Here is a 14,178-nt window from a genome sequence, read left to right on the forward strand (position 1 = left end):
CGGCCGGCGCACCCGGCGCGGCGGGGTCACTGCTCGGGAAAGCCCCCGCCGGGGAGGCCGCCGGGGCGGACCAGGCCCGTCTCGTAGGCCAGGACGACCGCTTGGGCCCGGTCGCGCAGCGCCAGCTTGGCGAAGATGCGGGCGACGTGCGACTTCACCGTCGCCTCGCTCAGCGTCAGTTCCGCGGCCAGTTCGAGGTTGGACAGACCCCGGCCCAGCAGCGTCAGGACCTCCCGCTCACGGGGGGTCAGGGCGGCGAGGCCGGCGTGGGCCGCAGGCCCGTCCGGAGCCGCCGCCCCGGAGGCGAAGCGTTCCACCAGTCTGCGGGTGATCGACGGTGCCAGCAGGGCGTCCCCGGTGTCGACGAGCCGTACGGCCGCCGCCAGGTGCTCGGGCGTGACGTCCTTGAGTAGGAAGCCGCTCGCCCCCGCCGACAGCGCCGTGTAGACGTAACGGTCCAGGTCGAAGGTGGTCAGCATGAGCACCCGGCATTCCGGGGCCTGCTCCAGGATGCGGCGGGTGGCCTCCAGGCCGTCCATGACGGGCATGCGGATGTCCATCAGCACCACGTCGGGCCGCAACCGGCGTGCCTCGGCGACCGCCTCCGCGCCGTCCGCCGCCTCGCCGACCACCGTGATGCCGCGCGCGGTGAGGATGAGCCGGAAGCCGGTCCTGATGAGGGTCTGGTCGTCGGCGATGAGCACGCGGGGAGCCGGTCCCCCCGGCCCCTCCGCTGCCGCCGTCACGGCCGGTCCAGCGGGATGCGCGCCCTGACCCGGTAGCCGCCGCCTAGGCGGCGCCGGGCGTCCAGGTCTCCCCCGTACACCGCGACCCGTTCGCGCAGGCCCAGCAGTCCGCGCCCGGTGCCCTCCCTGCGGCGCCGCACGGCTCCCGTCCCGGCTCCCGTCCCGGCCGGGGGACCGCCCGCGGAACCGCCCCCGTCGAGCACACTGGGGCCGGTGTTGAGCACCTCGACGCGCAACGCGCGCTCCGCGTACCGCACCGTCACCTCCGCCTTTCCGCCGTCGCCGTGCCGGAGCGCGTTGGTCAGCGCCTCCTGGACGATGCGGTACGCCGTCACGTCGATGCCCTGCGGCAGCGGGCGCGGTTCGCCGGAGACGCGCACCTCGACGGGCAGGCCGGCGAAGGAGATCCGGTCGACGAGCGCGCCCAGCCGGTCGAGGCCGGGCTGCGGGGCCAGCGCCTCGGCGGCGCCGTCACCGGGCCCGTCCGGACCGCCTTCCCCGCCGGCGTCGTCCACGCCGTCCGGGGACGGCGCCAGCAGCCCGAGCATGTGCCGCAGGTCGGTCATGGCGCCGCGGCCCGCGTCCTCGACCGACCGGAGCGCGGCCGCGGCCTCCTCCGGCATCGTTCCCAGCACCTCACGGGCGGCGCCTGCCTGGACCACCATCAGGCTCACGTTGTGACTGACGATGTCGTGCAACTCCCGTGCTATGCGCTCCCGTTCCGCGGCCACCGCGGTGCGCGCGGCGCTCTCCCGCTCCCGCTCCAGCAGCCAGCCGCGCTCCCCGACGGCCGACCGCCAGCGGCGCCGCGTACGTGCCAGGGCCACCGCCAGGCACACGGCGACCGCGCACACCACCCCCAGCGCCACGACCAGCACGTCCGTCTCCCCATCCGCCATCGGTTCACCTTCCCAGACGGCCGGCGCGGGCACATCAGCCCCTGGATGCAGGGCTCCTGCATCCCCAGGATGAGACCCCCGGCGCTTTGCCATCCGGGGAGTGATGCCCGGAACCGCGCCGCACGCCTAGCGTCCTGTGCATGGTCACTGAGGACAGCAGCGGGAAGACCGTCGTACGACTCGACGGCGTACGCAAGGAATACGGCGGGACGACGGCCCTGAACGGCGTCTCGCTGGAGATCCGCGCCGGCGAGGCGGTCGCGGTGATGGGCCCCTCCGGGTGCGGCAAGTCCACCCTGCTCAACATGATCGCCGGCCTGGACCGTCCCACGGCCGGGACGGTCCTGGTGCACGGCGAGGACCTGGGACGGATGAACGAGAAGGGCCTCGCCCTGTACCGGCGTCGCCGCATCGGCATGGTCTTCCAGTTCTTCAACCTCGTCGACGACCTGTCCGCGCTGGACAACGTCGCGCTCGCCGCCCAGCTGACCGGCACCCCCGCCCGGCCGGCCCGGCGCCGCGCCATGGAGCTGTTCGAGGAGCTCGGCATCGCGGACCGCGCCAACGCCCATCCGGCCGTGCTGAGCGGCGGCGAACGGCAACGTGTCGCCGTGGCGCGGGCTTTGATGAACCGGCCCGCGCTGCTGCTCGCCGACGAACCGACCGGCGCCCTGGACAGCCGGGCCGGCGAGCAGGTGATGGATCTGCTCCTCGACCTCAACCAGATCGGCCAGACCCTCGTCATGGTGACGCACGACGAACACCTGGCGCGCCGCTGCGCCGGGCGCGTGGTCACCCTCGCCGACGGCCGGGTGACCGGGCAGCACACCCTGGAGCCGTCGGCATGAGGGCGGTGTGGCGGGCCGCGCGGGCGGCCGTGCGCCGGCGCAGGCTCCAGACCCTGGTCATCGCGCTGGTCACGCTGACCTCGACCGGGGCGATCGTCGTCGCGCTCGGGCTGGTCGACGCGGCCTCCGCGCCCTTCGACAGGGCCTTCGGCGCGCAGCGCGGCCCCCATGTCGTCGCCGCGTTCGACCGGTCCGTGGCCTCGGACACCCGGCTGGCCGAGGCCGCGCGGGCGCCCGGCGTCGAGTCCGCCGCGGGACCGTTCCCGCGGGCCACGGTCGACCTGCCGCGGGACGACGCGGCGTTCGGGGTCTTCGGCGAGGTCACGGTCGTCGGACGGGCGGACCCGGGCGGGGCGGTGGACCGGCTCGACGTCTGGGCGGGCCGCTGGGCGACCGGGCCCGGCGAGGTGGTCCTCAACCGGCAGTCGGACTGGACGTCCGACGACCTGGGCCGGCGCATCCGGATCCCGTCCGGCCCCACGCTCACCATCGTGGGCTTCGCCTTCGACCTGAGCCGCACCGCGGACGCCTGGGTGGCGCCCTCCCAGATCGGCGCGCTGCGTCCCACCACCACGCAGATGCTGTTCCGCTTCTCCGACGCGTCGTCCGACACCCGACTTCGCGAGCGGATGGGGACGGTGACCGCGGGGCTCCCGCAGGGCGCGCTCGTCGGTTCCGAGTCGTACCTCACGCTCAAGCACCGCATCGGCGGGGCCGCGCGGGCGTACGCGCCCTATCTGATGGCCTTCGGCATCCTCGGCATCGTGGTGTCGGTGCTGATCGTCGCGAACGTCGTCAGCGGTGCCGTGATCTCCGGCTTCCGGCACATCGGCATCCTCAAGGCCCTGGGGTTCACCCCGGGACAAGTGCTCACCGTGTACCTGGTGATGGTGACCGCGCCGGCGGTCGTGGGCTGCGCCGTCGGCGTCGTCGCCGGCAACCTGCTGGCGGCGCCGTTCCTCCGGTTCACGTTCACCGGGCCCGACGCGGGCGTGTTCCACGACAGCGTCGGCATCGCGCCGTGGGTGAACGTGCTCGCCCTGCTCGGCATGCCGGCCGTCTGCGTGCTCGCCGCGCTCGCCCCCTCGTTGCGTGCCCGCGGGCTCTCCGCGGCGCGGGCGATCAGCGCGGGCACCGCCCCGCGGACGGGCCGCGCCCTGGGCGTACAGCGGCGCCTGGCCGGCAGCGGCCTGCCGCGCTCGGTGAGCCTCGGTGTGGGCCTGCCGTTCGCCCGGCCCGGCCGCAGCGCCCTCACGGTGGCCGCGGTCGTGCTGGGCGTCACCACGGTGACGTTCGCGACCGGCCTGGCGACGACGATGACCCGGTTCGGCGACGCGGGACGGGACGCGTACCAGGTCACCGTGTACGCGAGCGCCGTGCGGCACGGCGAGGTCGTCGGGCCGGAACACTCCGACCCCCGACTCCACTCCCTGCTCGGCTCGTTGCCCGGCGTCGCCGGGATCACGGCGCGGGGGGACGTGGAGGTGACGGTCGCCGGGTCCACCCGGAAGGCGATGCTCGAGGGGCGCCGCGGTGACGGGCCCGAGCTGGACAGCGTGCTCACCGAGGGCCGCTGGACGCGGCGGGCCGGCGAGGTCGTCGCGGGGACGGCCTGGCTCCGGCAGTCGGGCCTGCGCGTCGGCGACGCGGTGGGGCTACGGAAGGGCGACCGGAGCGAGGAGGTGACCGTCGTCGGCGCGTTCATGGAGAGCAACGGCGAACTGCTCGTCTCCGACTGGCCGACGTTCACGGCGCTCGCCCCCGAAGAAAAGCCCCTCGCCTACCACGTCAGGCTCCGTGACGGCACCGACCCGGCCGCGTACGCCCGCGCGGCCGCGGCCGCCGACCCGGGCGTCAGTCCGGCGGTCACGGGCCCGAACACGATCACGCAGACCGTCGTCGGCTCGGCCTCGGTGCTCACCGCGATGCTGGCCGTCGTCGCGTCCCTCGGCGTCTTCAACACGGTCGTCCTCAACACCCGTGACCGGCGCCGCGACCTGGGCATGCTCAAGTCCATCGGCATGACCCCGCGCCAGGTCACGGTGATGATGACGACCTCGATGGCGGCCCTGGGCACCCTCGGGTCGGCGCTCGGTGTCCCCCTCGGCATCTGGGGCTACCGGCAGGTCGTCCCCCGCATGGCCGACGCCGTCGACCTCACCCTCCCCCCCTACATGACGGACGTCTGGCACCCCACGGCCCTGACCGCCCTCGCCCTCACCGGCGTCGCCATCGCGGTCCTCGGCGCGTACCTCCCCGCCCGGCGCGCGGCCCGCCTGACGATCGCCCAGGTGCTCCACAACGAGTGACGACGCGGGCCGCCGCACCCCGTGAGCCCCTGCCGTCCGGCGGCAGGGGCTCACGGGGTGGGGCCTAGGGCGTGTCGTCAAATGCCCGCCTGCCCAGCGACGCCTGGCACGGCACCTCGCTGCGTTGTCGAATCGTCCGAGTAGCCCACTACGAGGACGACTCTCCGCCTTGCGATGCACCGCACCAGACGCCGCTGAGCCCGCCCTCCGGGCGGCCGGCGCTCATGTGACGACACGCCCTAGACCATGGTCAGGAGGTGGTCCGTGGGTGAGTAGTCGATCTTCCAGTCGGCGTAGACCGCGGAGAATCCGTCCGCCACGCACCGCAGGCCCAGGGTGACCCAGCGGACCGACAGGTCACCGCCGAGTGTGAACGCGACCGCCGCCTCGAACTCCTCACCGCCGCAGGGACAGCCGGCCGCGCCGGGTTCGTCGTCCTCCCAGGACTCCTCGTTCCAGTACTCCTCGCTGTCCGCGATGAACGCACGACTGCCGCATCCGGTGCATTCCCGCTCCGCCGCGGAGTCGTTGACCAGCACGGAGAACACCCGGCCGCCGCAATCCCCGCACACCGAAGCGGTGATCCGCACCGGGCGGCCGTCGACGTCACCACGGAGGAACGCCGCGAGTTCCGCGGGGACACCCTCACCGACCTGATCATCAGCATGCACCATCCGATCGTTCCAGACGCGATACTTCACCGCCCGACCGCGGGGCATCAGCCGGTTGCGCACCGGGCAAGCCGGGTCCCTTCCGCCAGGAGGGCCCACACGGGCACCTCGCCCGGCACAGAGCCCTGCGTCGGCCGGCGGCGCGTGCAGGACGCGGCCGATCTCCGCGGGGCCGTCGCCCACACAGTCACGAGGCCGGGACGATCCACCGGGCGCACGGCGACTACGGGCCCATGTCTGGCCGGCAGGGCGGAGCACTTCCCCCGGGGCGGGGTTCGCGGGATCCTGCGCGGGGACCGGACGGCGGTGGCACGGGGGGTGGCGCGGTGGGGCGGGGCTGGGTGCTGGGGCTGCTGGCGCTGGCGTCGGGCGTGGTGTCGGTGGCCCTGGCCGTCGCGGTGAACGTCGCCACGGGAGGCGTACTGCCCCCGGCCCTGCGCCCGCTGGCCGGCTGGGCCTGGCCGGCCGTCGGCGCGGGGGCGGTCGCCGCCGCGGGGCTGGCCCTGTGGCAACAGCGGCTCCAACTCCCCGCGCCGGCGCCCACGACAGCGCCGGCGGACCCTCCCCCGCCGCTCACCCCCGCGCAACTTCCGCCGGAGGTGGCGGACTTCACCGGTCGCGCAACCGACGAGGCGTCGCTGCGAGCCGCGTTCGCGGGCGGCGCGCGCGTGGTGGCCGTCGCGGGCCCGCCCGGGGTCGGCAAGTCGACCCTGGCCAACCGGCTGGCGCACGTGCTGCGCGAGCGGTGCCCGGACGGCCAGCTGTACGTGAACCTCGGCGCGGGGCGCGGCGACCCGATGCCCCCGGACGAGGCGCTCGCCCGGTTCCTCGCCGCGCTCGGCGACACCGAACCGGCCCCGTACGGCGACGCCGAGGCCCTGGCGGCGCGGTACCGCAGCATGGTGGCGGACCGGCGGCTGCTGGTCGTCCTGGACGACGCCCACGACGCCGCCCAGGTGCGGCCACTGCTGCCCGCGGGCCCGCGCTGCCTGGCGATCGTGACCAGCCGCCCGCTGCAGGCCGATCTCCCCGAGGCGGTCACGTACGAACTCGCGCCGCTCGGCACCGCCGACGCGCTCGCGCTGCTGGCCCGGGTCAGCGGCCCGGAGGGCGCCCGGGCCGACGCGCAGGCGGCCGCTGCGGTGGTCCGTGCCTGCGGTGGACTGCCGCTGGCGATCCGCGTCGCGGGCGCGCGTGCCGCCCGCTCCCGGCTGGCGCTGACCGAACTCGCCCGGCGGCTGGAGGACGAACGCACCCGGCTGGACGAACTCCGCTTCCGTTCCTGGGCCGTCCGCGCCACGCTCGCCGGCGCGTACGAGGACCTGACCCCGGAGGACCGCCGCCTGCTGCGGCGCCTCGGCGCCTTCCCCGGCGGGGAGTTCCCCGTCGAGGCGGCGGAGGCACTGGCCGGGACCGGCGGGCCCGAGGCGCGGGAGGGGGTGGAGCGCCTGATGGACGCACAGCTCGTGGAAGCGGCGGGCGGGGAACGCTGCCGCCTGCACGACCTGATCCGGCTCTTCGCCCGCGAACGGCTCGCGGCGGAGGAACCACCGGAGTCCGCGTACCGCGTCACCGAGCGCCTCCTGGACTGGTACGCGGGGGCCGCCCGCGACCGTCCGGCCGGCTGGATCGCGTACGAGGCGGCCAACCTCGCCGCGGTCGCCCGGCAGGGCGCGGCCGCGGGCGCCCGCGAGCGGGTGTTCCGGCTGGCGGAGGCCGCCGAGCACGGCTGGCACCTGCAGCACTACCACGTGCAGCGGCTGCGGGTCTGGCAGGCCGCCGAGGCGGCCGGACGCGCGGCCGGCGACCCGCGTACGACCGCGCGCGCCGCCCTGGTGATCGGCTCCATCCACGGCGCGGACGGCGACCTGGAGCAGGCGGAGCCCCTGCTGCGGGAGGCCGCCGAGCTGGCGCGGCGGACCGGCGACACCCGGTGGGAGGCCGCCGCGCACCGCCACCTCGGGGACGTGCTGCGGCAGACCGGCCGGACCGGCGCGGCCCTGGACCACCTGCGCCGGGCACGGGAGCTCTACCGCGCACTCGGCCTGGCCCCCGACGAGGCCGACGCGCTCGGGAAGCTGGCCACGGTGCACCTGGTGCGGTGGGAGTTCGAGGAGGCCGCGCGGGAGGCGGAACGGGCGCTGACGGTGCTCGCGGACGGCACGCGCTCGTCGTCCGCCCATGCCCAGTTGCGCGGGCTGGCGGCCGCCGCGTACCTGCGGCTGGGCCGCGTCGCGGAGGCCGGGACCGCGGCCGAGGAGGCCGTCGCCGTGCACCGCCGCGCGGGCAACCGGCTGGGCGAGGCGTACGGCCTGGCCGGCGTGGGCCGGGTGGCGTGCGAGGAGGGGGACACGGCGACGGCGCTGGCCCGTCACCGCGACGCGCTGCGGCTGTTCGAGGAGCTGGGCGACGCCCCGGGGACCGCCGACGCCCACGGCGACCTCGGTGGCCTGTTCCTCCTGCTGGGCGACCACACCGCGGCGGTCCGGGAGTTCGAGGCGGCCCTCGCCGTGCTCAGTGGGCTGAGCCATCCCGTGGCCGCGGGGTTGTGCCGGCTCCGCCTGGCCGAGGCGCTGGCCCTGGCGGGCGACCTCGCGGGCGCCGCCCGGGAGCAGCGTTCCGGTGAGGCACTGCTGACCGGGACGGACGGCTGGCGGCAGCTCGACGAGGCACGGGGGCGCCTGGCCGCGCTCGGCCTCCCGGCCGGCGCCACCGGCTGAGCGGCCGGCCGCGCCGCCTCAGCGGGGGCCGCGCAGCCGCTCCATGTCCCGCCGGTCGCGCTTGGTCGGCCGGCCCGTACCGCGGTCGCGGACGACGGGCGCCGGCACCTCCTCCGGGGTGGGCGGCGCCGGACTGTTGTCGACGAAGCACTCCGCCGCGGCGGGGGCGCCGACCCGCTTGCGCACCAGACGCGTGACGACGACGATCCGCTCGCGCCCCGCGCCGCGCAGCCGCACCTCGTCGCCGGGGTGGACCGCGTGCGCGGGCTTGACGCGCTCGCCGTTGACCCGCACGTGCCCGGCGCGGCACGCGGTGGCGGCCAGGGAGCGCGTCTTGGTGAGCCGTACGGACCAGATCCAGGCGTCGACCCGAACGGGGCCCTCGTCGTCAGCCATGCCACGACCCTAGCGCGCCCGCTTCCCGGAACGCGGCGTCCGGTATGCGCTCTTGACGGGAGGCCCCGCGGCCCACAGGATGCGCGCAGGCATGCACACGTCAAACGTGCCGACGTACCGCCCGCACAGTCCCGCGCAACTCCATCCCCCACACACCGGAGTGACCTGTGCCCGCATTCAAGATCGTCGCGGCCGGGGCCGCCACCGCGCTCGCGGCGGCCCTGCTCACCGCCTCCGCGACACCCGCGACCGCGACACCCGCCGCCGCGCGGCCCGCCGCCCTCGCCGCCCCCGACATCCCGGTGGCGAACGTCAAGGCGCACCTCGCCCAGTTGCAGTCGATCGCCACCGCCAACGGCGGCAACCGGGCCCACGGCAGAGCCGGCTACCGGGCCTCGATCGACTACGTCAAGGCCAAGCTGGACGCAGCCGGTTACACCACCACGCTCCAGCAGTTCACCTCGAGCGGCGCCACCGGCTGGAACCTCGTCGCCGACTGGCCCGGCGGCGACACCAACCACGTGATCATGGCGGGCGCCCACCTCGACTCGGTCACCGCGGGCCCCGGCATCAACGACAACGGCTCCGGCTCCGCCGCGGTCCTGGAGACCGCCCTGGCCGTCGCACGCGAGAACCTCCAGCCCACGAAGCACCTGCGGTTCGGCTGGTGGGGCGCCGAGGAACTCGGCATGGTCGGCTCCAAGGCGTACGTCAACGGCCTGGCCTCCGCCGACCGGGCCAAGATCGACGGCTACCTGAACTTCGACATGATCGGCTCGCCGAACCCGGGCTACTTCGTCTACGACGACAACGCCGCCCTGGAGAAGGTCTTCAAGGACTGGTACGCCGCCAAGGGCATCGCGACCGAGATCGAGACCGAGGGCGACGGCCGCTCCGACCACGCGCCCTTCAAGAGCGCGGGCATCCCGGTCGGCGGGCTGTTCTCGGGCGCGGACTACACCAAGACCTCGGCCCAGGCGCAGAAGTGGGGCGGCACGGCAGGCCAGGCCTTCGACCGCTGCTACCACTCCTCCTGCGACACGGCGGCGAACATCAACGACACCGCGCTCGACAACAACAGCGACGCGATCGCCAACGCGATCTGGACCCTGGGCACCGCCACCGCTCCCCCGCCCGGCACGGTCTTCGAGAACACCGCGGACGTCAGCATCCCCGACAACGGCGCGGCCGTGACGTCCTCGATCACCGCCAGCGGGATCAGCGGCAACGCCCCCTCGGCCCTCGCCGTCGGCGTGGACATCCGGCACACCTGGCGCGGCGACCTCGTCGTGGACCTGGTCGCCCCGGACGGGAGCAGCTACCGGCTGAAGAACTCCAGCGGCAACGACTCCGCGGACAACGTCATCACGACGTACACGGTCAACGCCTCCAGTGAGGTCGCGGCCGGCACGTGGAAGCTGCGCGTGCAGGACGTGGCGTCCCAGGACACGGGCTACATCAACAGCTGGAAGCTGACCTTCTGACCGCCCGGCCCCGGTGACGGCCCCGCCCCCACGCGAGCCGTCACCGGGGCCGTGACGTCGCCCGCGCGACCGGGCGGCCGTGTCCGCGGCGGTCGCAGAGGCCACCGGGAGCAGGCCCGCGCCATCTTCGACACGGACGTCTTCGGCGTGCTCACCGTGCTCCGGGCGGAGCGCCCACTGCGGCATCGGGCTCCTGGGCGACTCGGACGCCCTCGCCGCGCCGTTCCCGGCCGGTGGGATGGCCAAGGCCGCGACGACACCATGTTCGTGACCGGCGGGGCGACGGGTACTCGCCGTCGCGGACGCCCGGCGGCAGAACGCCGGCGCCGCGCACGACCTCGCAGCGCCCCCGTCGGTCCCGGCACCGCTCACCGGCGCCGGGCTCACGCACCTCGTGTGAGGTCACCGCGGCCGCGGGTAGGCGCACAGCCGACCGGCGGCCCGGCGGCGCGGGGCGCCCGCTGCGGGTGGACGGTCGCCGTCCTACGCTGAAGAGGGGGCGCGGCCTGCAGTGGCAGTGGCGAACGCACCGTGCCGGGCCTCCCGAGAGGAGAACCGCAGATGAGCAGCCACCACTCCAATTCCCACGTCGACGTCCTCCTCACCGGCTGCGAGCGGCAGGACGCCGGAGCCGTGCTGGGCGCATTGGAGGCGGCCTTCCCGACGCGTCCGGGCGAGTCGCTCACCGAGGCCGTGGAACCCCGCCCCGGGTCCTCGCACCCGACCGTGTGGGCCGCCTCCGTCGACACCCGCAGCCACGGGCACGAGCTGGGCCCCGTCCACCTCGACGGCGCCCTGATCGCGGACCTCTCCGGCGGGCCCCGTCACGTCCGCGAGGTCAAGAAGGTGCTCGGCGACTCCTTCCGCCTCGAGGAGCAGGGTTCGGTCTCCGGTGACCAGGAGGTCGAGCTGCGGCTCCGCCTCACGGAGCTGTCCGACGGCCGCTGAGCCGGAGGGCGTCCCCTGGCCCGGGACGGCCCGCCAGGCGGCGGGCGGTCCCGGGCCGCATGGCGTCGCACCGGCGCCGGGCCCCCGCCCCGCCCGGTTCAGGCCACGAAGAGCCCCGACCCCTCGCCCTCGGAGCCGCCGCCGTCGCGGACGGTCTGCGCGGCCGCCGCCAGCCGCTCCACGGCGTCGCGCGCCACGGGCCCGCCGACGGTGAAGGGCAGCCGGACGTACCCCTCGAAGGCGCCGTCGACGCCGAACCGCGGGCCCGAGGGGACGCGTACGCCGAGGCGCTCGCCCGCGACGGCGAGGCGTGAGCCGGACACGTCCCCGGTCCGCACCCACATGGTCATGCCGCCGGACGGGACGGCGAACTCCCAGTCGGGCAGCCGCTCGCGCAGCGCCGCCACCAGGTCGTCCCGGTGGGCGCGCGCCCGTTCGCGCCGGGCGGCGACCGCGTCGTCCCACGCCCCGGTGCGCAGCAGCCACGCCACGGCGAGCTGGTCGACGACGGGCGAGCCGAGGTCGAGGTAGGCGCGGGCGCTGACGAGGCGGCGCACGACGTCGGGCGCCGCACGGACCCAGCCGATGCGCAGCCCGGCCCAGATGGCCTTGCTCGCCGAGCCGACGGTGATGACGCTGCCGCCGCGGTCGAAGGCGGCCATCGGGCGCGGCGCGGACGCCGCGCCGTCGAGCGGCAACTCGGCCATGGTCTCGTCGGCGACCAGGACGGTCCCCGCGGCGCGGGCGGCCTCGACGAGGGCGCGGCGCTGGTCGTCCGGGACGAGGGTGCCGGTGGGGTTGTGGAAGTCGGGCATGACGTAGGCCATGCGCGGCGCCGCGTCACGCAGGACGCGCTTCCAGGCGTCGAGGTCCCAGCCGCCGAGGCCCTCGCGCATGGCGACGGGGACGAGCCGGGCGCCGCTCTCCCGCAGCAGTTCCAGGACGTTGGCGTAGCTCGGCGACTCCACGGCGACGCGCTCGCCGGGGGCCCCGAGACGGCGTACGGCAGCCGCGATGGCGCCCATGGCGCCGGTGGTCACCATGATCTGCTCGGGAAGGGTGGGGATGCCGCGCGCGGTGTAGCGCGCGGCGATGGCCTCGCGCAGCACGGGCAGCCCGGCGGGGAAGTCGCCGTGGGTGGCCGAGTACGACGGCAGGTCCGCCAGCGCGCCCTCGACGGCGCGGGTCAGCCACGGCTCGGGCGCGGGCAGCGCCGCGCAGCCGAGGTCGATGACGGTGCCGGCGGCGTCCGGCGGCAGCGGCTCCAGACCGCGGGTCGGCAGGGCGTGCCCGTCCGGCACGGCAGTCCAGGTGCCGGCGCCCCGTCGCGACCGCGCGAAGCCCTCCGCGCGCAGCGCCTCGTAGGCGGCGGCGACGGTGGTACGGCTGACGGCGAGGGCGAGGGCCAGTTCGCGTTCCGCGGGGAGCCGCGCGGCCACCGGCACACGCCCCTCCAGGACGGCGACCCGGATGCCGTCGGCGAGCCCGCGGTAGGCGGGGACGCGGCGGCCGGCGGCGCTCCGGCCCGGACGGGGCTCCAGGAGACGCGCGAGATGGGTGACCCCTACCGTTGCGGTCCACTGCGACATGGTTTCCGGTCCACCTTCCGCATATTGGCCATGGATTTCTCCCAGGACCATGCCACATAGTGTCGCGCATCGACTCGTCATGGCCAGAGGGGGGTCCCGTGGAGGGCCAATCCAGAACCGCACGCCGCCTGTTGCACCTCTACGCGGGACTGGCCCTCTACGGGGCGAGCGCGGCCGTGCAGGTGCGGGCCGCGCTGGGCCTCGACCCCTGGGACGTCCTGCACCAGGGCATCTCGCGGCACACCGGCGTCAGCATCGGCCTGGTCTCGGTGGCGGTGGGCGCGCTCGTCCTGCTGCTGTGGTGGCCGCTGCGCCAGCGACCGGGCCTGGGCACCGTCTCCAACGTCTTCGTCGTCGGCCTGTCGATGGACGCGACGCTGGCCCTGCTCCCCCAGCCGCACGGCCTCGGTGTGCGGATCCCGCTGCTGGTGGCGGGCGTGGTGCTGAACGGCGTGGCAACCGGCCTCTACATCACCGCCCGGTACGGCCCGGGCCCCCGCGACGGACTGATGACGGGCCTGCACCGCCGCACGGGCCGCTCCATCCGCCTGGTGCGCACGGCGATCGAGGTCACCGTGCTGGCGGTCGGTTTCGTGCTGGGCGGCAGCGTCGGTGTCGGCACGGTCGTCTACGCGGTGTCGATCGGGCCGCTGGCCCAGTTCTTCCTGCGGCTGTTCGAGCTGCCGGCGTCCCGTCCGGAGGACGACTCCGTGGTCGTCGCCCGAGGGGGGCGGCCGGTGGCGGACGCCGCGGAGGGGCGCGCCATACTGCCGGAGTGAGCGACATACGCCATCCGTACCTGGACAGCCCGGCCCCGATCGCCTTCGCCCACCGCGGCGGCACCGCGGACGGCCTGGAGAACACCGCCTGGGCCTTCCGGCGCGCCGTCGACCTCGGCTACCGCTACCTGGAGACCGACGTCCACCTGACCTCGGACGGCGTACTGGTCGCCTTCCACGACGCGTCCCTGGACCGGGTCACCGACGCCCGCGGGCGGATCGCGGAGCTGACGTGGGGCGAGGTGGCCCGGGCCCGGGTGGCCGGGCGCGAGCCGGTGCCGCTGTTCGAGGAACTGCTGGAGGAGTTCCCGGACGCCCGCTGGAACGTGGACACCAAGACGGACGCCGCGGTCGAGCCCCTGGTGGAGATGGTGCGCCGGGCCGACGCGTGGGACCGGGTCTGCGTGGGCTCGTTCTCCGAGGCCCGGCTGGTCCGGGCCCGCGCGCTGGGCGGCCGGCGGCTGGCCAGTTCCCTGGGCACCCGCGGCGTGGCGGACCTGCGGCTGCTCTCCCGCGGCGGCCGCGCGGCCGAGCGCCTGCTCCTCGCCGCGGCACGGCGGCGCGGCGCGGTGTGCGTGCAGGTGCCCGAGCGGGCGTACGGCATCCGGGTCGTCGACCCCGCATTCATCGCGGCGGCGCACGGGCTGGGCCTGCAGGTGCACGTGTGGACGATCAACGACGAGGCCCGGATGCGCGCGCTGCTGGACCTCGGCGTGGACGGGATCATGACCGACCGTCTCGAGGCCCTGCGCTCGGTGTTCAGCGAACGCGGGGTCTGGACCACCTGAC

12 protein-coding genes are annotated in these 14,178 nt (G+C 75.5%); 7 read left to right on the top strand and 5 right to left on the bottom strand.

The genetic code is table 11. From position 1 onward, the window contains the following. Nucleotides 1-26: 26 nt before the first annotated feature. The gene (locus ACZ7MY_RS18465; protein WP_499603007.1) at nt 27-704 is read right to left on the bottom strand and encodes a response regulator; all 678 of its coding nucleotides are present in this window, start codon (nt 702-704) and stop codon (nt 27-29) included. 38 nt (nt 705-742) lie between these two features. Then, complete coding sequence (locus ACZ7MY_RS18470; RefSeq protein WP_499603008.1) at nt 743-1,645, bottom strand: sensor histidine kinase; 903 nt, start codon at nt 1,643-1,645, stop codon at nt 743-745. A 140-nt stretch (nt 1,646-1,785) separates the two neighbouring features. Between ACZ7MY_RS18470 and ACZ7MY_RS18475 the strand changes: the two genes are divergently transcribed. Then, nucleotides 1,786-2,493, top strand: a complete 708-nt coding sequence (locus ACZ7MY_RS18475; protein WP_499603009.1) for an ABC transporter ATP-binding protein — start codon at nt 1,786-1,788, stop codon at nt 2,491-2,493. Beyond that, entirely contained in the window at nt 2,490-4,802 is a 2,313-nt protein-coding gene (locus tag ACZ7MY_RS18480; protein WP_499603010.1) for an ABC transporter permease, read from the top strand. The genes ACZ7MY_RS18475 and ACZ7MY_RS18480 overlap by 4 nt, the downstream gene beginning before the upstream one ends. A 239-nt stretch (nt 4,803-5,041) precedes the next feature. Here the strand turns inward: ACZ7MY_RS18480 and ACZ7MY_RS18485 are convergent, their stop codons facing one another. Then, nucleotides 5,042-5,473, bottom strand: coding sequence for a hypothetical protein (locus tag ACZ7MY_RS18485; RefSeq protein ID WP_499603011.1), 432 nt, complete (start codon nt 5,471-5,473; stop codon nt 5,042-5,044). A 326-nt stretch (nt 5,474-5,799) separates the two neighbouring features. Between ACZ7MY_RS18485 and ACZ7MY_RS18490 the strand changes: the two genes are divergently transcribed. After that, a complete protein-coding gene (locus tag ACZ7MY_RS18490; RefSeq protein ID WP_499603012.1) occupies nt 5,800-8,193 on the top strand; it encodes an ATP-binding protein in 2,394 nt (797 codons plus the stop codon). 18 nt (nt 8,194-8,211) lie between these two features. On the opposite strand, the gene ACZ7MY_RS18495 is transcribed toward ACZ7MY_RS18490, so the two are convergent. Beyond that, on the bottom strand, nt 8,212-8,589 hold the full coding sequence (locus ACZ7MY_RS18495; RefSeq protein WP_499603013.1) for an RNA-binding S4 domain-containing protein: 378 nt from the start codon (nt 8,587-8,589) through the stop codon (nt 8,212-8,214). 167 nt (nt 8,590-8,756) lie between these two features. On the opposite strand from ACZ7MY_RS18495, the gene ACZ7MY_RS18500 reads away from it, so the two are divergent. Both ACZ7MY_RS18500 and ACZ7MY_RS18505 read left to right on the top strand, forming a co-directional pair. Next, nucleotides 8,757-10,073 (top strand): M28 family metallopeptidase, encoded by a 1,317-nt coding sequence (locus ACZ7MY_RS18500; protein WP_499603014.1) that lies wholly within the window; start codon nt 8,757-8,759, stop codon nt 10,071-10,073. A 561-nt stretch (nt 10,074-10,634) separates the two neighbouring features. Then, entirely contained in the window at nt 10,635-11,021 is a 387-nt protein-coding gene (locus tag ACZ7MY_RS18505; RefSeq protein WP_499603015.1) for a hypothetical protein, read from the top strand. Between the two features lie 98 nt (nt 11,022-11,119). On the opposite strand, the gene yczR is transcribed toward ACZ7MY_RS18505, so the two are convergent. Continuing rightward, complete coding sequence (gene yczR, locus ACZ7MY_RS18510; RefSeq protein WP_499603016.1) at nt 11,120-12,610, bottom strand: MocR-like transcription factor YczR; 1,491 nt, start codon at nt 12,608-12,610, stop codon at nt 11,120-11,122. Between the two features lie 98 nt (nt 12,611-12,708). On the opposite strand from yczR, the gene yczE reads away from it, so the two are divergent. Further along, complete coding sequence (gene yczE, locus ACZ7MY_RS18515; RefSeq protein ID WP_499603017.1) at nt 12,709-13,389, top strand: membrane protein YczE; 681 nt, start codon at nt 12,709-12,711, stop codon at nt 13,387-13,389. Continuing rightward, complete coding sequence (locus ACZ7MY_RS18520) at nt 13,386-14,177, top strand: glycerophosphodiester phosphodiesterase family protein (RefSeq protein WP_499603018.1); 792 nt, start codon at nt 13,386-13,388, stop codon at nt 14,175-14,177. Before yczE ends, ACZ7MY_RS18520 begins: the two co-directional genes overlap by 4 nt. The last annotated feature ends 1 nt before the right edge of the window (nt 14,178 follow it).

The sequence above is a fragment of the Streptomyces sp. NPDC111520 genome, from assembly GCF_055635295.1.

What these genes read in the sequence shown, in the direction of transcription:
- ACZ7MY_RS18470 (WP_499603008.1), bottom strand. Translation starts at nt 1,645, where the DNA reads ATGGCGGATGGGGAGACGGACGTGCTGGTCGTGGCGCTGGGGGTGGTG.
- ACZ7MY_RS18475 (WP_499603009.1), top strand. Translation starts at nt 1,786, where the DNA reads ATGGTCACTGAGGACAGCAGCGGGAAGACCGTCGTACGACTCGACGGC.
- ACZ7MY_RS18480 (WP_499603010.1), top strand. Translation starts at nt 2,490, where the DNA reads ATGAGGGCGGTGTGGCGGGCCGCGCGGGCGGCCGTGCGCCGGCGCAGG.
- ACZ7MY_RS18495 (WP_499603013.1), bottom strand. Translation starts at nt 8,589, where the DNA reads ATGGCTGACGACGAGGGCCCCGTTCGGGTCGACGCCTGGATCTGGTCC.
- ACZ7MY_RS18505 (WP_499603015.1), top strand. Translation starts at nt 10,635, where the DNA reads ATGAGCAGCCACCACTCCAATTCCCACGTCGACGTCCTCCTCACCGGC.
- yczR (WP_499603016.1), bottom strand. Translation starts at nt 12,610, where the DNA reads ATGTCGCAGTGGACCGCAACGGTAGGGGTCACCCATCTCGCGCGTCTC.